Raw genomic sequence first — 17,100 nt, 5'->3', positions numbered from 1 at the left:
TCCCCGGAGTCATGATCCCGCGCGGTTTTCCCCAGAGTCATGGTCCCGCGCGGTTTTCCCCGCGACGCCCTCCACGGACATGCTATAGGCTCGGCGCAACGCCGGTCCCGCCATGCGCATTCCCGCTTCGATCCCCGCCATCCTGGGCCTCATCCTTCTGGCCACCCCGCCGGCGCGCACCGCCGTCGCACAGCCGAAGCCGGCGGAGCAGAGCCTGCGGGTTTTCGTGCCGCCGCCGCTGGAATGGAACCGGCGCACCTTCGTCACCAACCCGGCGCTGGTGCAGACGCCCTATGACCTGGCGCGCGCCAACGGCAACCTGACCTTCGGCATGTCGGCCAGCCAGGTGGCGGCGGCGCTGCCTGGCCTGCCGTCCGACCTGGACTGGAACAACCTGCGTACCGCCCGCGAATATGCTGCCGACGTGCGCTATTTCTGGCTGCCGCTGAAGGACCTGCCCGCCTGGTACAACGACCTGCAGGGCTGCACCGGCACCGAGAGCTATGCCGCGTTCCTGTTCGTGCGGCGGCACCTGTTCCGGATCTCGTTCCGGCTGATCCCGGATGCCGCCTGTCCGTCGGTCAGCGATGCCGCGGCCGGCCTGTTCGCGCGGTACGTGGGGCTCAGCACCGACCTTGTTCTGAGCGTCCGCTACCGCTCCACCCCGGCCGAGGTGGTGGACATCACCGATCCGACCGAGACCTCGCTGATCCCCATCCGCTGGCGCATGAGCGGCACATGACCCTCACCCCTCTCCGCCGTCATGCGTCCCTCGCCGGGCGGCTGACGGTTCGATGGCTGGCGACCCTGATCGCGCCGGTCCCGCTGGCGCTGGCCCGGTGGGTGCTGGTTCCCCGGGTGCTGGTCCCCTGGGTGCTGGTTCCCTGGGTGCTGGTCCCCCGGGTGCTGGTCCTGGGCGTGCCGATCGCGGTCGTATCGGGCATGGCGGTGTCCGGCGTGGCGGTGTCCGGCATGGCAGTGCCTGGTCGCGCCTGGGCCGGGCCGGTGGCGGACGAGTCCCTGGTGGAGGCGCCGCCGGTCATCCGGGATACCCAGGCGCCGATCACCTGCACGGTGACCTTCATGGTCACCGATACGGCCAACGGCGATCTGTTCGCCCAGCGCATCCGCGTGCCGCCGGCCGAAACGGACCAGGCGGTCGACCACCGCATGCCCTGCTCGCCGGACATCCTGCCCCGCCTGGCCGGTTTCGCGCGGGATGCCTGCACCATCCGCGCCGCGGACGCGCGGACCTGCGTCTACACGGATATGGGGCGGGCGTTCTCCGCCCGGCCCGAGATCACCAACACCGATGTCGATGCCTCCCGCTGCACCTCGGACACCGCCTCCGAGATCGCGGCCTCCTGCTGGATGAAGGGCGTCACGCCGATCTGCAACGTGGGCTGCGGTGCCACGCCGGCGGAGGCGCTGAGCCGCGCGCGGGCCCGGTGCCAGGACAAGCAGCAGCGCCCCTGCACGGCTAGCGCGATCCTGGCGGTGACGGATCAGCTAGCGCCGTCGCCAGATGCACCGCCGGCGCCATCGGCCGCGCGGCCTGTGCCTGCGCCACCTGGAGCCGCAAGATCCGGGCAATAGCCCGGGAATGGGCAATCTGCGCCGGCTCGTTCAGATGGTCCGGCGTGTCGAAGAAGGCGCTGCGCGGATAGCGGCTGCGGTTGGCCAGCATGACGAACGGCGCGCCCTCGGCGTCGTAGACCCGCCGGATCGATGCGATCGCGGCCTCGCTGATCGGCGAGTCGGCGAACCCGGTCGGCAGCCCGCCGATCGCCAGGACCCCGTGCGCCTCGGCCCAGCGCAGGAAGCGCCGCACCTCCTCGGTCCCGTAGCCGGCGGCGATCTGTTCCGCGGTCGGATGGAACGGCTGTTCCGCCGCCAGGGCCTGGCGATTGCCGGCCGCCAGCAGCAGCGTATGGCCGACATGGTCGCCCCACCGGTTGGTCGAGCCCAGGGCCTGCGCGCGCGGGTCCTGAAAGCCGGTGGCGACCAGCGCCGTTTCCAGCAGGCTCATGATCGCGGCGCGCAGGTCGCCGGAAAACAGCGCCGCCAGCTGCCGGTCCGCCGGCATCCGCCACAGGCTGGCGCGGTCATGGCGCAGCATGATGGCGGCATCCGGTCCCAGCGCCGCCGTGGCCTTGCCGCGGGCGTACTGGGCTTCCTCCAGCGGCAGGTAGACCATGTCGCCCGGGTGCAGCAGCGGTTCCCAGCGCAGGAACAGGTAGTCCAGCCCGACGCCGACCGCGACGCCGGCATTGATGCAGGGGCGGCCGACCGACGGGCCGATCACCGCGCAGCGATGCGAGTAAGGGCCGTTGGAGCCGGCCAGGATCACCAGCTTCGGCCCGTCGATCGCCGCGCCGGCGGCCAGGTTCGCGTCGATCCGGGCGCGCAGGGCACCGAGGGTCAGCGGCCGGTCCAGCAGGCAGGCGAAGGCGGCGGCATAGACCAGAAGGGAGGCGGCGCAGGCGATCAGGACCCGCCGCATCAGACCGGGCGCCCCGGAACAAGGCGCGGCTGGATCCGGTGTATCGGAAGGCGTATCGGCAACGGCCGCATCGGCAGTGGGCGCGGCGGAGCCGGGCGCATCAGAACGGCCGGGCGCATCAGAACTGGAAGTAGAGAAACGGCGCCACGTGCGGCGCGAAGAACAGGGCCTGCGCGGTCAGCGCGAAGCCCGAGGCCAGGGCGAACGGCCGGGTACGCCGCGTCATGGCATGCACATGCGGCAACGCCAGGACGATGGTCCAGCCCAGCAGCAGGCAGACGGTCACCTCGGGGAAGCTGAGCGTCCTGGCGTCGCCCAACGACGGCAGCACCGCGACCGGCCGTGCCACCGCCCCGAGCGCCGGGTAGACGGACACGATCATGCGCGGCAGGTCGATGCCGTTCAGTCCCGCCATGCCGCGCAGCATCACCATCGTGTCGGCGAACCCGCCCGCTCGGAACGGCACCCAGGCCACCACCACGGCCAGCAGGGTCAAGGCCCGCGCCAGCGTGGCCGGCAGCCTCGGACCCACCCGCCGGTACTGCGCGTGGATCACCAGAAAGGCACCGTGCAGCCCGCCCCACAGCACGAAATTCCACGACGCGCCGTGCCACAGGCCGGCCAGCAGCATCGTGCCCATCAGGTTGCCGCCGCGCCGTGCCGCGCCGCGCCGGCTGCCGCCCAGCGGGATGTACAGGTAGTCGCGCAGGAAGGCGCCCAGGGTGATATGCCAGCGCCGCCAGAACGCGGCGATGTCGGTGGCCTGGTAGGGGCTGTCGAAATTCAGCGGAAAGCGGATGTTCAGCATCCGCGCCAGGCCGATGGCCATGTCGGAATAGCCGGAGAAGTCGAAATAGATCTGCAGGGCATAGGCCAGCGTGGCGTACCAGGCCTCGAAAAGGCTGACCGGCACGCCGCGCGACGCGGCGCCGAACCCGATATCGGCGAAGGCGCCGAACATGTCCGCCAGGACCAGCTTCTTGCCCAGGCCGAGCAGGAAGATGGTCAGCCCTTCCGTCAGGTTGTCCCGATTGGGCCGGGCGAAGCCGGCCGCGGTGAATTGCGGAATGATTTCCCCCGGCCGCACGATGGGGCCGGCGATCAGATGCGGGAAAAAGGTGACGAAGGCGCCGTAGGGCAGCAGCCGCCCCGCGCCCGGATGCTCCGGATCCTGGTGGCCCGCCGCCGCCGCGTGCGTATCCGCCAGGAACATGATCTGCTGAAAGGTGAAGAAGCTGATCGCCAGCGGCAGGGCGACATGCAGCGCGGGGGCCCCGGGCGCGACGGCATGCAGGAAGAAATCGGCGTATTTGAACCAGCCCAGCAGGCCCAGGTTGAGGGTGACGCCCGCCACCAGCCATGGCCGAGGCCGCCGCGCGCGGCGAATCCGCCAGGCGAGGGCGAAGTTGACCAGCACCGACCCGCACAGCAGCGGCAGGTGGGCCGGGTTCCACCAGCCGTAGAAGACCAGGCTGCACAGGACCAGCCAGGCCAGCGCCGTCCGCTCGCCGATCCAATGGCCCAGCGCGAAGGAGCCGGCCAGGCAGACCGGCAGGAAGCCCAGTATGAAGGCGGTCGAATGAAACAGCATGGCGTGGCGGTGCCACCGTAGGCGGGTAACCGCTAAGGAATGGTTAATGCGGCGGCTGGTTGGTGCGAGGGCGAACCGTCGCAACTATGGAAACAGGCGGTCCCTAATCCCGCACTTCACGCATAGCAGGATTGACGCCACGACTTGCCGTAAATAAGGTCCGCGCCAATCAGAAAAGCGAGGACCCCAAGCGGTCCGGAGAGGAGGACCGTTCGTGGAAGATGCTGCGCGAATCTTGCAGCTTGTCGTCAATGGTGCAGCCGCCGGTTGTATCTACGGGCTCATAGCCCTTGGCTTCGTGCTGATCTACAAAGCCACCGAAATGGTGAATTTCGCCCAGGGCGACATCATGATGCTGGGCGGCTTCATCGCGTTCAGCCTGATCACCAAGTTCGGCATGAACTACTGGCTGGGCGGATTATTGGCAGTCGTCATTACAGGTATCTTCGGCTACCTGCTCGACGCCATCGTCTTGCGACGCGTCGTCGGCCAACCACAATTCGCGGTCGTGATGCTGACCCTGGGCCTGGGGTTCATCTTCCGAGCCGTCGCCGGCATCACCTGGGGCTATGATTCGGTCGGCTTCAACACGCCGTTCACCAACCGGACGCTGAATATCGGCGGCCTGGTGCTTGGGGCCGACAACCTGTCGATCATCGTCGGCACGGTACTGCTCTGCATCGTGCTGTTCCTGTTCTTCGGCAAGACCCGGATCGGCATTGCCATGCAGGCCGCCTCGCAGAACCAGCTCGCGGCCTATTACATGGGCATCCCGGTCCGCAGGATTTTCTCGCTGATCTGGGCGATCAGCGCCGGCGTCGCCTGCCTGGCCGGGATTCTGCTGTCGCCGGTGTCGATGATCGACGTGAACATGGGCAGCCTGGGCATCAAGGCCTTCGCCGCCGCCGTCATTGGCGGTTTCGGCTCCATCCCCGGCAGCGTCATCGGCGGCGTGCTGGTCGGCATCGTCGAGCAGTTCGCTGGCTACAAGCTGCCCGCCGGGTTCCAGGAAGTGACGGCGAACATCGTGCTGCTGGCGATGCTGCTGGTGCGGCCGCAGGGCCTGTTCGCGGAACGGATGGGGAAGCGGGTCTGATGCGTCATTTCTTCCGCAGCGACTACGAGCAGGACATGTCCCTGTTCCAGTCCAACCGGGACCGGTTCTGGTATGGCCTGCTGCTCATCCTGCTGCTGATCGCGCCGCAGGTGTTGGGTGAGTTCTATGTCGGCGAACTGGGCGGCCTGTTCATCTTCGCCATCGCCGGGATCGGGTTGATGCTGCTGGTCGGCTATACCGGCCTGATCAACCTGGGCCATGCGGCGTTCCTGGGCATCGGCGCCTATGTCAACGCGGTGCTGCTGAAGCAGGGGGTGCCCTTCGTCGTCACCCTGCCGGTCGCTGGCCTGTTCACCGGTCTGTGCGGCGCCATCATCGGCCGGCCCACCCTGCGCATGAGCGGGCTGTACCTGGCCATCGCCACCCTGGCCTTCGGCAGCATCATCGGCACCGTGTTCCAGAAATGGGAATCGGTCACCGGCGGGTTCGACGGCTTCGCGGTGCCGACGCCGTATCTCTTCGGCATCCCGCTCGATACCACCAACGGCATCTATTACACCTCGTTCGTGGTGCTGCTGTTCGTGCTGTGGGTGTCCGCCAACCTGTTGCGCGCGCCGATCGGCCGCGCCCTGGTCGCCATCCGCGATTCCGAGGTGTCCGCCCAGAGCATGGGCATCAACCTCGCGTGGTACAAGACGCTGGCCTTCGCCATCAGCGCCACCATGACCGGCCTGGCCGGCGCCCTGTTCGCCCATTACGTCCGCTTCCTGGCGCCGGATTCGTTCGACGTCCTGCTATCGGTGCAGTTCATCACCATCGTGTTCGTCGGCGGCCTGGGGTCGCTGCGCGGCGCCATTCTGGGTTCGGCCTTCGTCCGCCTGCTGCCACAGGCCATCGCCATGGTCCGCGACGACCTGCCGTTCGGCATCGGCCGGCTGCCCGGCCTGGAGCCATCGCTGTTCGGCCTGGTCCTGGTGCTGGTGATCCTGTTCCAGCCGGGCGGGCTGAACGGCATGTGGCTGAAGTTCAAGGGCTGGTTCCAGGAATACCCGTTCAAGCGTCAGGTGAGCCATCGCCGGCAGAAATCCTATGCGAAGTCGGAGCGACTGAAATGATCCTGTTCCAGGCCGAGGACATCTCGGTACGGTTCGGCGGCATCCGCGCCGTCGATTCGGTCAGCTTCGACGTCCATCACGGCGAGGTCTTCTGCATCATCGGCCCCAACGGGGCCGGCAAGACGACGATCTTCAACCTGATCAGCCGGATCTACAGCACGACGTCCGGCCGGCTGATGTTCGAGGGGAAGGAGTTCACGCATACGCCACCCAACCGCATCGCCGGCATGGGGATCGCCCGCACCTTCCAGAACATCGAGCTGTTCCCGAATGCCACGCTGCTGCAGAACCTGCTGATCGGCCGGCACTGCCACGCCAAGGTCGGCATGCTGTCGCAGATGGCCTTCCTGCCCTCGGTCCGGCGGGAGGAGCTGCGCCACCGGGAAAAGGCCGAGGACGTGATCGCCTTCCTCGGCCTGCAGCGCTACCGCGATTCGCTGATCGCCAACCTGCCCTACGGCGTGCGCAAAGTGGTCGAGCTGGGCCGCGCACTCTGCACCGAACCCAAGCTGCTGCTGCTGGACGAACCGTCATCCGGCCTCAATGTCGAGGAAACCGAAGGCATGGGCTTTTGGATCGAAGACATCAAGAAAGACCTGGGAACCACCGTCATCATGGTCGAGCATGACATGTCGCTGGTGAACCAGGTGTCCGATCGCGTGATGGCGCTGAACTATGGCAAGGTGATCGCCACCGGCTCGCCGGCCGAGGTGCAGTCCCACCCCGAGGTGATCAAGGCCTATCTGGGCAGCGAAGACCTGGAGGACGCGGCATGACAGAGCCACTGTTGCGCGTCGATTCCATCGAAACGTTCTATGGACCGATCCAGGCTATCCGCGGCGTCTCCCTGGACGTCGCGCCCGGCCAGATCGTGACCGTGCTGGGTGCCAATGGCGCCGGCAAGACCACCGTGCTGCGCACCATCTCGGGCGTCCTGGACCCGGAGCGGGGCCGCGTGGTGTTTCAGGGCCGTGACATCGCCCGCATGGCGCCCGACAAGGTGATGCAGCTTGGCATATGCCACGTCCCCGAAGGCCGGGAGACCTTCCCGTTCCTGACCGTGCGGGAAAACCTGATGATGGGCGCCTATACGCGCCGCGACACCGCCGGCGTCGCCAGCGACCTGGAGTTGTGCTTCGGCTATTTCCCGCGCCTGCGGGAACGCCAGCACCAGCGCGCCGGCCTGCTGTCAGGCGGTGAGCAGCAGATGATGGCGATCAGCCGCGCGCTGATGGGACGGCCGAAGCTGCTGCTGCTGGATGAGCCGTCGTTGGGGCTGTCGCCGCTGCTGGTGCAGCAGATCTTCGGCATCATCCGCCGCATCAACCAGGAGCAGAACGTTGCCATCCTGCTGGTGGAGCAGAACGCCCATATCGCGCTGCGCACCGCCGATTATGGCTATGTCCTGGAAGTCGGCCGGGTGGTCCTCGCCGATCACTGCAAGACGCTGATGGCGCGGGAAGATATCCGCGAATTCTACCTCGGCCAGAAAGAAGCCGGGGCGCGCGGCGCGCGGCGGTGGAGAAAGAAACGGTTGTGGAACTGACCCGGGGGGAGCATGAGCCAGTCCACTGACATCGAGGGCACGATGGAAGACACCGCCAGCCTGCCGGCCCTGGTCGCGCACCGCGCCGCGGCCGCGCCGTCGAAGGTCATCCTGCGCCGCAAGGCTCGCGGCATCTGGCACGCGGTCACCTGGATGCAGCTGGCCGAGCAGGTGGGACGCATCGCTGCCGGCCTGTACCGGCTGGATATCGAACCCGGGGACGCCGTGGCGATCATCGCCGAGACACGGCCGGAGACGGTCTATTGCGACCTGGCGGCGCAGGCATGCGGCGGCGTCAGCGTGGCGATCGAGGCAGGCGCCGAGGCGGATCAGATCGCGCATATCCTGCGTGCCACCGGCTGCCGCCTCATCTTCGTCGAAGGCGAGGAACAGCTCGACAAGCTGCTGACCATCCGCGATGGATGTCCGGCGCTGTCGCATATCGTCATCTTCGATATGAAGGGGCTGCGCGAGTTTCAGGATCCGCAATGCGTCAGCCTGGCCGACTTCGCGGACCGTGGCGACCGCACCTTCGACTGGACCGCCGCGGCGCGGACGGTGCGGACGGACAACCCGGCGGTGATCCTGTTCCCCGCGGACGATCCGACGTCCAGCGGCCAGGTCCTGACGCATCGGGACGTTCTCCGCATCCTCGGTCAGGCGCGTGATCGTCTGGCGATGTCGGCGAAGGACGAGCGGCTGGCGGTGCTGAGCATGGCGGATCCGACGGAACGCATCTGGGGGCTGTATGCCGCGCTGGATCGCGGTTGCATCTCCAACTACCTTGAAAGTGCCGACACCGCGGTCGAGAACCTGCAGGAGCTGCGCCCCACTGTGCTGGGCGCCGACGCCGAGGCCTGGGCGCATCTGCACGCTCGGGCGATGCGCTCCGCCGCCGGCGCCACCGCCGTGCACCGGCTGATGTACAACTGGGCGATCAAGGCCGGCCGGTTCAACGGTTCCGCCAGCCGCCTTGCCGACCTGCTCGTGCTTCGCTCGATCCGGCGGGAATCCGGGTTGAGCCGGCTCCGGCTGGCCTATGTCGGCGGCGCGCCGGTCAATCCAGTGGCCCTGGATTGGGCGCGCAGCCTGGGCATCCAGATCGAACGCATCGACGACATCCCCCCGCCCGGCGAACAGCCGGAACGGCAATACGACCCGGTGATGCAACGGGCTCCCGCCTGACACACGGAAACGGAAACGTCCAGAAACCCACGGAGGAATTGAATGCGTCTACCCCGCCTGGCAGCAGCTCTGCTGTCGTCGGCCATCGCCCTGACAGCCGGCCTCGCCCAGGCCGAAACGCGTGGCGTCTCCGATAAGGAGATCATCATCGGCACCTACACCGACCTGTCTGGCGTGACCGCCATGTGGGGCGTGAACAATTCGAACGCCTGGCGAATGGTGTTCGATGAGGTGAATGCCGAAGGCGGGATCAACGGCCGCAAGATCAAGTATATCGTGGAGGACAACCAGTACCAGGTCCCCCGCTCCGTGCAGGCGGCCAACAAGCTGATCAACCATGACGGCGTCTTCATCATGGTGGCGAACGGCGGCACCCCGATGAACAACGCGGTGATGCCGGACCAGTTGGCCAAGGGCGTTGCGAACGTCTTCCCACTGACCTCCGCCCGCTCGATGTATGAGCCGCTGCACCATCTGAAGTTCGGCCTCGGCTCCTCGTACTACGACCAGATCCGAGCCGGCGTGAAGTATTTCGTCGAGAAGCGCGGCAAGAAGAGAATCTGCGTTGCCCGGCAGGACACCGATTTCGGCCGCGACGTCGGTGATGGCGTGCATGATGAGCTGAAGGCCGAGAATATGACAGAGGCGGCGGAGACGCTGCATAAGCCGACCGACACCGATTTCAGCGCCTCTGTCGCCCGGCTGCGTGATGCGAACTGCGACCTCGTGGTCATCGGCGGCATCGTGCGCGACACCGTCCAGATCATCTCGGCCATCCGCAAGACCGGCTGGAACGTCGACCTGCTGGGCCAGGCGGCCAGCTACGACGACGCCATCGCCAACGTGCCAGGCGGTGTCACCGAGGGCTTCTATTCCATGGCGCCGATGCTGTTCGTGACCGAGTCGTCCACCGATCCGAAGGTGAAGGCCTTCGTCGCGAAATATGAGAAGCTCTATGGGAAGACGCCGAACTTCGCGGCCCAGATCGGCTATACCGGTGCGCAGGTGACGGTGCAGGCCCTGAAGAACGCCGGCAAGGACCTGACGCCGGACAGTTTCGTGGCCGGTATGGAAGCGATTAAGGATTACCACGACATCTTCGGCTCGCCGACCATCAGCTTCAGCAAGACCAAGCACCAGGGATCGAACGAATCGTTCCTGTGCGTGATCAAGGACGGCAAGTGGACCACGGCAGAGCCGACGCCGATGGGATACTGATTCCGGGCGCACCGGATGGAATGGCCGGCCTCGCGCCGGCCATTCTTGTACGAGGGCTTCCGGCGCCGTTCATGGAACGGGGCTTGGGAGGCTGAAACAAGCCGGCATGGATGCTGTCTGGCAGGCCGGCTTCGGACCACGCGGCCTCAGATCCATTTCCGCCAGCGGAACATCGCCATCGGGATCAGCGTGCTGAGGATGATCACGGCCCAGGCATAGGCGTAGCCCCAGGCCCATTCCAGCTCCGGCATGAACTTGAAGTTCATGCCATAGACGCCGACGACCAGGACCGGCGGAATCCCGACCACCGAGGCGATCGCCATCACCTTCATCACGTCATTCTGCGCGATGTTGATGAAGCCCAATGTCGCATCCAGCAGGAATTGCTGCTTGTCGGTGAGATGGGTGCCGAAATCGCTGATCGACGTGACGTCCTGCCGCAGCGTGGCCAGCCTGGGTTCCAGATCCTTTGGCAGCCAGTCCGCCGCCGTGCTCTGCAGGAAGGGCGGCACGCGGGAAATCGCGACCAGGGTTTCACGGATATGGGAGTTCATATCGCCGATGCGACCCAGCTCACCCAGTGTCTGGCGCAGGAGAGCATCTTCGGTCTTGCGCCCGGTGCCGCGCATCGTCCCTGGCGCGAAGATGGTGTGAGAGATGCGCTCGAAATCGTGCCGAATCTGCTCCAACAGGTCGGCTTTCCTGTCGACATACGCCTCCAGCAATCCGATCAGCAGGTGCGGCGCCGATTCGTGTGGTACGCCCTCCTGCGTGAGTGTGCTGGCATAATGGTCGAACACGAAGTTCGGCGCGAACCGCACGGTGAGTAGCCGTTCCGGGGACAAGACGAATCCGGCGGCGACGCCGGTGGTCATCTCATCGCGCCGGGCGATCACGGGAATACTGAGGTAGATCGCATTGTTTCGTACCGCCAGCCGGCTGGACATTTCGATCTCGTCGACTTCCCGCTCGGTCGGCACGTGCAGGCCGGTGATCCGCCGGACATGCTCGCTCTCGGCGGGAGTGGGCTCCTGCAGGTCGATCCAGACGGCGTTGCGCAGATCGTCCTGTCCGTGCGGCTCGATGATGCGTCGCACCTTGCCATCGGCGCAGGTGAAGGCTTGCAGCATGGGAAGCTCACTCCGTTCCACGATTCGACGGCACCCAGCATAGTGGAATCGCGGATGAGGGAGCCTCACATTTGCGGGTAGACAAAAACACCCCCAACGCTCGGCAGAAACGTTGGGGGTGTGTATCAGTGTGGAGAGAGGCCGGACTGGAATGAGAGCAGGTTGATCCCATCCTGTTCCGGGCCCATCCTGTTCCGGGCCCATCCTGTTCCGGGGCTGCGCGAGCCCGGATCCCGCCTCTGGCCCGTGGCCCCGGCTGATTGCGGCTGATCAGTTCTTCGCCTTGTCGACCAGCGCGTTCTTGCTGATCCACGGCATCATGGCGCGCAGCTTCTCACCCACCTGCTCGATCGGATGCTCCGCCAGGCGGCGGCGGGTGGCCTTGAAGCTGGACTGGTTCACCTTGTTCTCCAGCATCCAGTCGCGGGCGAAACGGCCGCTCTGGATGTCGGCCAGGACACGCTTCATCTCCGCCTTCGTTGCATCGGTGATGATGCGCGGGCCGGTGACGTATTCGCCGTACTCGGCGGTGTTGCTGATCGAGTAGTTCATGTTGGCGATGCCGCCTTCATAGATCAGGTCGACGATCAGCTTCACTTCGTGCAGGCACTCGAAATACGCCATTTCGGGCGCGTAACCGGCTTCCACCAGTGTCTCGTAGCCGCCCTTGATCAGCTCGACCAGGCCGCCGCACAGCACCACCTGCTCACCGAACAGGTCGGTCTCGCACTCTTCCTTGAACGTGGTCTCGATGATGCCGGCGCGGCCGCCGCCGATCGCCGAGGCGTAGGACAGCGCGACTTCCAGCGCGTTGCCGGACGGGTTCTGCGCCACCGCGACCAGGCAGGGCACGCCGCCGCCGCGCTGGTATTCGCTGCGTACGGTGTGGCCGGGGCCTTTCGGCGCGATCATGAACACGTCGATGTCCGGACGCGGGTCCAGCAGGTTGAAATGCACGTTCAGGCCGTGCGCGAAGGCCAGCGCGGCGCCCGGCTTCATGTTGCCGTGCAGCTTCTCCCGGTAGAGGTCGCCCTGGCCCTCATCGGGGGTCAGGACCATGATCACATCGGCCCATTTGGCGCACTCGGCCGGGTCCATGACCTTCAGGCCGGCGGCTTCCGCCTTGGCGACGCCGGCCGAGGACGGACGCAGGCCGATGGCGAGGTTCTTCACGCCGCTGTCCTTCAGGTTCAGCGCGTGGGCATGGCCCTGGCTGCCATAGCCGATGATGGCGACGTTCTTGCCCTTGATCAGGTTCACGTCGGCATCGCGATCGTAGTAGACGCGCATCGGTTGAGTTCCTTTCCTTGGTGGGACTTCAGATGTGGGTGGTTATCGCTGAATGGTGGATGTTGATCCATCCTCCGCTTCAGAGGGTGCCTTCTGACGCAGCGGGATCTGGCGGCGTTATCAGGCGCCTGAGGCCATCACGGAATTTTCCGAAGCTCGCGGATGTGTTGGCATCCGGATTCATCCGCGGGCCGATCCGAGTGGCCCACTCATGCTTGACCTGGCCGGGAAGCGGCCATGCGGCTGCGTGGATTGCGCGCCGTCCGCCTGGATGGACCGCGTCGGCCAGCAATTCCCAAGTCCCGCATATGCTGTCTTGCGCATAACCGTCTAATACTTTGAGCCGTGTGCGGGGGTAAGCTTGCAAGAGTGCCGAGCGATCACCGAGGTACCAGGCTTCGATTTCCTCGATAGCCAGACGAAACATGACCATGCGACCTGGGCTGACGCTCTCAGCCAGAGACGTCAATTCCAGCAAAAAATCCGCACAGGGTCTATCGTCGCTGTCAAGTACGACGATGACAGCGTCAATTCCAGGGGTTTTCGCGTAGCCGCGCAGCAACCTGGGCAACTGGTCCAGCAAAATCCGGCGCGCTGCCCTTGAAACGGTGGAAAGGCCGGCAGGGATGCGGCCAACGCCGCGATAAGCATGCAGCCGCCAAGTATGTGGCTGTCCGTATGGTCCGATGAGCTTGGGCACCAGCAATTCCAGAAGGGCTTTGCCAGAGCTGTCTTCCGTCAGGATTTCTATGTGCATAACTATCGCGAATCGAGATAGTCGCTGTACCAGAGGCCGCCCAATGGCAGGCCTTCCGCGACCAGATTTCTGACGATTTCCAACTCCGAGACCCTGCGGATGGTCGAAAACCCGTCCGCTCCCTTTTCAAGGATCCAGACTTCTTCCGGCCTAAGCGCATCGACGAAATAGGGTTGATGGGTCGTGACAAATATCTGCGGTGCGTTCCTGCGACCGGTCGCGTGCGCTCGAAATTCCTGGGCAAGAGTCTCCAGCAGCTTATGATACAATCCGTTTTCCGGCTCCTCGATGCAGATAAAAGGCGGAGGGTCAGGATCTTCCAGCAGGAGCAGATAAGCAAAAACCTTCAACGTACCATCAGACATCTGCTGGGCGAAAAACGGGTCACGAAACCCGGCATCGTTGAAGCGCAGCAGGACGCGCTTATCCTCTGTCACGTGTGTATCAATGTTGGTGACACCGGGTATGCGGTCAGCGATCCGCTTCAAGATGGCTTTGAATCGATCCTTGTGTTCGCGTTCCATAAATTGAACGACATTGCCGAGATTGTCGCCATGCACGTTCAGGTGTCGCTGAGGGCCCGCGACGGGGAGACCTCGAGCCGCATCCGGAGTGAAATATGAAAGATACCAGCCTCTCATGAAATCGCGGAAACGGGTGATGCGAGGATGGTCGCGCAATGTGCCAAGGGTCGCGATGCCAAGCTGGCGCATGTCGGTCAGCGCGACCGGGACCTTCAGATTGGACTCCTCGCCTTCCGTCTCAACGAGGTCTTCGCCGGCCCAAGCCTGGCCGACGCCGCGGTTCAGGCGTAGAAATGGGAAGGGGCGGCCGTAGCGCTGATCCCGTCTGCGCTGCAGCAATACCTCAGATTCGACAAAAGGTCGCCCGGACGAATCGAGATTGATGGAAAGCTCATAGGTGATAGGGCGATGGTTTTGCGCTTCCCGATAATACACCTCAAAACGGATGGCGTCCTGAACGCCCATCGAGCGTATCCGCTCAAATCCGCCGCGCTGCTCCCTGTCGCAAGCGGCTTCGACACCAATGGTCAGGCAGTCGGCCATGAAGCCAAAAGCGTCGAACAGAGTGCTTTTGCCGACGCCGTTTTTGCCGATGACGACCGTCAACGGCGTGAGCAGATCTGCGCCGGCGTTGCCGGACAGGCGGCCAACCGTCACGTCCCGCAAGGAACGATAATTCCGGACACGAAAACCTTCGATGAGTGCCATCGTGCCGTCTCTCTATCACCGATGGCGGCCCCGGCCGATGCCGGGTCCGAATGGATGTGCCCGCATCTCGGATGATCTCAGATCACCCGCGCGCCCCGCGCCAGCGCCGCAATCCCGCTGCGGGATACCTCGGCCAGGCCCAGGTCGCGCATCAGCTCGATGAACGCATCGACCTTCTCGCTCGCCCCGGTCAGTTCGAACACGAAACTCCCCAGCGTCGTGTCCACCACCCGGGCGCGGAACGTGTCGGCGATGCGCATCGCCTCCACCCTCTGCTCCCCGGTGCCGATCACCTTCACCAGCGCCAGCTCGCGCGCCACGTGCGGGCCATCCATCGTCAGGTCGGCAATGCGGTGCACCGGCACCAGCCGGTCGAGCTGCGCCTTGATCTGCTCGATCACCATCGAAGTACCCGATGTGACGACGTTGATGCGGCTGCGCAGGCCGGCGGCATCCACCGGGGCCACGGTCAGGCTGTCGATATTGTAGCCGCGGCCCGAGAACAGGCCGATGACGCGTGCCAGTACGCCCGCCTCGTTATCCACCAGGACCGAGATCGTTGCGCTGCGTTGGGTCGTATCGGAATGGGCGGACATGGGAAAACCGTCGGAAAAAAAGGGAACAGGGTCCGCCGCGGCCGGGGCCATGCCTCGATGACCTTCTCTGGCGCGGCGGCTCGTGCAAGGTCCGGGACGCGTTATACGAGGACCATGCCCCCATCCGAAACGCTGGCGCCCGAGGACTCATGCTCCGGCCCCAGCAGCATCTCGTTGTGCGCCGCGCCGGAGGGGATCATCGGGAAGCAGTTCTCCGCCTGGTCCACCGCGATGTCGGCGATCACCGCGGTCGGGCAGTCCAGCATCGCGTTGATCACGTCATCCAGCTGCTCGACCGCGGTTGCGCGCATGCCGGTGGCATGGAAGCTTTCCGCCAGCTTTACGAAATCGGGCAGGGCGGCCGAGTAGGATTCCGAGTAGCGGCTGCCGTGCAGCAATTCCTGCCATTGCCGGACCATGCCCATGTACTCATTGTTGAGGATGAACACCTTCACCGGCAGGCGATACTGCGCCAGCGTGCCCATTTCCTGGATGTTCATCAGGATCGAGGCCTCGCCGGCGATGTCGACCACCAGCGCGTCGGGATGTGCGATCTGCACGCCCATCGCCGCCGGCAGGCCATAGCCCATCGTGCCCAGGCCGCCCGAGGTCAGCCAGTGGTTCGGCTTGTCGAAATGGAAATGCTGCGCGGCCCACATCTGGTGCTGGCCGACCTCGGTGGTGATGAAGGTCTCCCGCCCGCGCTTGCGGCTGAGTTCGAACAGCCGCTGGATCGCGTATTGCGGCTTGATGATGCTGCCGGGCGCCCGAGCCTGGGTGAATTTCAGGCTGTCCTTGGTGCGCCATTCGTCGATCTGCCGCCACCAGGCGGTCTGCGCCGCCTTGTCCGCCGGCGTCGGATCCGCCTCCCAGGCTGCCACCAGCGCCGCCAGCGCCCGGCCGGCATCGGCGATGATCGGCACCTCGACCGGCACGTTCTTGTTGATGGAGGACCCGTCGATATCGATGTGGATCTTCCGCGACCCCTGGCTGAACGCATTCAGCCGGCCGGTGACGCGGTCGTCGAACCGCGCGCCGATCGCCAGCATGGCGTCGCAGCCGTGCATGGCCAGGTTCGCCTCATAGGTGCCGTGCATGCCCAGCATCCCCAGGAACTGGGGATCGCTGGCCGGATAGGCGCCCAGGCCCATCAGCGTGGTGGTGATCGGGAAGCCGGCCATCCGGGCGAATTTCGTCAGCAGGGCGGCGGCTTCCGGGCCGGCATTGATGACCCCGCCGCCGGCATAGATCACCGGGCGCTTCGCCGCCTTCAGGATCGCCACCGCCTGCCGGATCTGGTCCGCGTCCGGGTCGATGCGCGGCTTGTAGCTGCCATGGCTCGCCGCCGGTTCGGTGTAAGGGGCCGGATTGATCAGGATGTCCTTCGGCAGGTCGATCACCACCGGTCCGGGCCGGCCATGGCTGGCCACGTAGAACGCCTCATGCACCACGCGCGCCAGGTCCTGCGACCGCTTCACCAGGTAGTTGTGCTTGGTCGCCGGGCGGGTGATGCCGGTCGTATCCGCTTCCTGGAAGGCGTCGTTGCCGATCAGGTGCGTCGGCACCTGCCCGGTCAGGCACACCACGGGAATGGAATCCATCAGCGCATCGACCAGCCCGGTGACGGCATTGGTCGCCCCAGGGCCGGAGGTCACCAGCACCACGCCGACCTTGCCGGTGGACCGGGCATATCCCTCGGCGGCGTGCACCGCCGCCTGCTCATGCCGCACCAGGATGTGGCGAATGGCATTCTGCTGGAACAAGGCGTCGTAGATCGGCAGTACCGCGCCGCCCGGGTAGCCGAAAATGACTTCCACGCCCTGGTCCTTGAGGGCACGAAGAAGGATTTCTGCTCCCGACTGCGTCAAGTCCGCCGACAT

Annotated in this window: 16 protein-coding genes; 8 read left to right on the top strand and 8 right to left on the bottom strand. The window is 65.4% G+C overall.

Annotation, left to right across the window (positions count from 1 at the left end; genetic code table 11):
• Positions 1 to 112: 112 nt before the first annotated feature.
• Both VHC04_RS20595 and VHC04_RS20590 read left to right on the top strand, forming a co-directional pair.
• Positions 113 to 742 carry a hypothetical protein gene (locus VHC04_RS20595; protein ID WP_325684612.1) on the top strand — a complete coding sequence of 210 codons (630 nt, stop codon included), beginning with the start codon at positions 113 to 115 and terminating at the stop codon, positions 740 to 742.
• On the top strand, positions 739 to 1,596 hold the full coding sequence (locus VHC04_RS20590) for a hypothetical protein (protein WP_325684611.1): 858 nt from the start codon (positions 739 to 741) through the stop codon (positions 1,594 to 1,596). The genes VHC04_RS20595 and VHC04_RS20590 overlap by 4 nt, the downstream gene beginning before the upstream one ends.
• On the opposite strand, the gene VHC04_RS20585 is transcribed toward VHC04_RS20590, so the two are convergent.
• Together VHC04_RS20585 and VHC04_RS20580 are read right to left on the bottom strand one after the other, a co-directional pair.
• Positions 1,481 to 2,503 carry a hypothetical protein gene (locus VHC04_RS20585; protein WP_325684610.1) on the bottom strand — a complete coding sequence of 341 codons (1,023 nt, stop codon included), beginning with the start codon at positions 2,501 to 2,503 and terminating at the stop codon, positions 1,481 to 1,483. The two genes, VHC04_RS20590 and VHC04_RS20585, sit on opposite strands and share 116 nt — an antisense overlap.
• A gap of 118 nt (positions 2,504 to 2,621) precedes the next feature.
• Entirely contained in the window at positions 2,622 to 4,094 is a 1,473-nt protein-coding gene (locus VHC04_RS20580; protein ID WP_325684609.1) for an MBOAT family O-acyltransferase, read from the bottom strand.
• 214 nt (positions 4,095 to 4,308) lie between these two features.
• Here VHC04_RS20580 and VHC04_RS20575 point away from each other — a divergent pair, with 214 nt between their 5' ends.
• Genes VHC04_RS20575 through VHC04_RS20550 form a run of 6 tightly spaced genes read left to right on the top strand, consistent with a single transcriptional unit; the run spans position 4,309 to position 10,215 of the window.
• Positions 4,309 to 5,190: a branched-chain amino acid ABC transporter permease gene (locus VHC04_RS20575; protein WP_325684608.1), complete on the top strand. Its 882-nt coding sequence runs from the start codon at positions 4,309 to 4,311 to the stop codon at positions 5,188 to 5,190.
• Positions 5,190 to 6,266, top strand: coding sequence for a branched-chain amino acid ABC transporter permease (locus VHC04_RS20570; protein ID WP_325684607.1), 1,077 nt, complete (start codon positions 5,190 to 5,192; stop codon positions 6,264 to 6,266). The genes VHC04_RS20575 and VHC04_RS20570 overlap by 1 nt, the downstream gene beginning before the upstream one ends.
• Positions 6,263 to 7,042: an ABC transporter ATP-binding protein gene (locus tag VHC04_RS20565; protein ID WP_325684606.1), complete on the top strand. Its 780-nt coding sequence runs from the start codon at positions 6,263 to 6,265 to the stop codon at positions 7,040 to 7,042. The genes VHC04_RS20570 and VHC04_RS20565 overlap by 4 nt, the downstream gene beginning before the upstream one ends.
• Before the next feature lie 8 nt (positions 7,043 to 7,050).
• The gene (locus tag VHC04_RS20560; RefSeq protein WP_413789126.1) at positions 7,051 to 7,812 is read left to right on the top strand and encodes an ABC transporter ATP-binding protein; all 762 of its coding nucleotides are present in this window, start codon (positions 7,051 to 7,053) and stop codon (positions 7,810 to 7,812) included.
• 12 nt (positions 7,813 to 7,824) lie between these two features.
• Positions 7,825 to 8,997, top strand: coding sequence for an AMP-binding protein (locus VHC04_RS20555; RefSeq protein WP_325684604.1), 1,173 nt, complete (start codon positions 7,825 to 7,827; stop codon positions 8,995 to 8,997).
• 42 nt (positions 8,998 to 9,039) lie between these two features.
• Entirely contained in the window at positions 9,040 to 10,215 is a 1,176-nt protein-coding gene (locus tag VHC04_RS20550) for an ABC transporter substrate-binding protein (protein ID WP_325684603.1), read from the top strand.
• 146 nt (positions 10,216 to 10,361) lie between these two features.
• Here the strand turns inward: VHC04_RS20550 and VHC04_RS20545 are convergent, their stop codons facing one another.
• From VHC04_RS20545 to VHC04_RS20520, 6 genes are all read right to left on the bottom strand, one after another.
• Positions 10,362 to 11,345 carry a magnesium transporter CorA family protein gene (locus tag VHC04_RS20545; RefSeq protein ID WP_325684602.1) on the bottom strand — a complete coding sequence of 328 codons (984 nt, stop codon included), beginning with the start codon at positions 11,343 to 11,345 and terminating at the stop codon, positions 10,362 to 10,364.
• Positions 11,346 to 11,615: 270 nt separating this feature from the next.
• The gene (ilvC, locus tag VHC04_RS20540) at positions 11,616 to 12,635 is read right to left on the bottom strand and encodes a ketol-acid reductoisomerase (RefSeq protein WP_325684601.1); all 1,020 of its coding nucleotides are present in this window, start codon (positions 12,633 to 12,635) and stop codon (positions 11,616 to 11,618) included.
• Positions 12,636 to 12,714: 79 nt separating this feature from the next.
• Complete coding sequence (locus tag VHC04_RS20535; protein ID WP_325684600.1) at positions 12,715 to 13,335, bottom strand: hypothetical protein; 621 nt, start codon at positions 13,333 to 13,335, stop codon at positions 12,715 to 12,717.
• A gap of 59 nt (positions 13,336 to 13,394) precedes the next feature.
• Positions 13,395 to 14,624, bottom strand: a complete 1,230-nt coding sequence (locus VHC04_RS20530) for an AAA family ATPase (protein WP_325684599.1) — start codon at positions 14,622 to 14,624, stop codon at positions 13,395 to 13,397.
• Positions 14,625 to 14,701: 77 nt separating this feature from the next.
• On the bottom strand, positions 14,702 to 15,220 hold the full coding sequence (ilvN, locus tag VHC04_RS20525) for an acetolactate synthase small subunit (protein WP_325684598.1): 519 nt from the start codon (positions 15,218 to 15,220) through the stop codon (positions 14,702 to 14,704).
• Positions 15,221 to 15,321: 101 nt separating this feature from the next.
• On the bottom strand, positions 15,322 to 17,100 hold the full coding sequence (locus VHC04_RS20520; protein WP_325684597.1) for an acetolactate synthase 3 large subunit: 1,779 nt from the start codon (positions 17,098 to 17,100) through the stop codon (positions 15,322 to 15,324).

It is taken from the genome of Rhodopila sp., assembly GCF_035548095.1.
Lineage (GTDB): Bacteria > Pseudomonadota > Alphaproteobacteria > Acetobacterales > Acetobacteraceae > Rhodopila.
The sequence above is the reverse complement of the archived record's forward strand: the minus strand, read 5'-3'. Positions and strand labels throughout refer to the sequence as shown.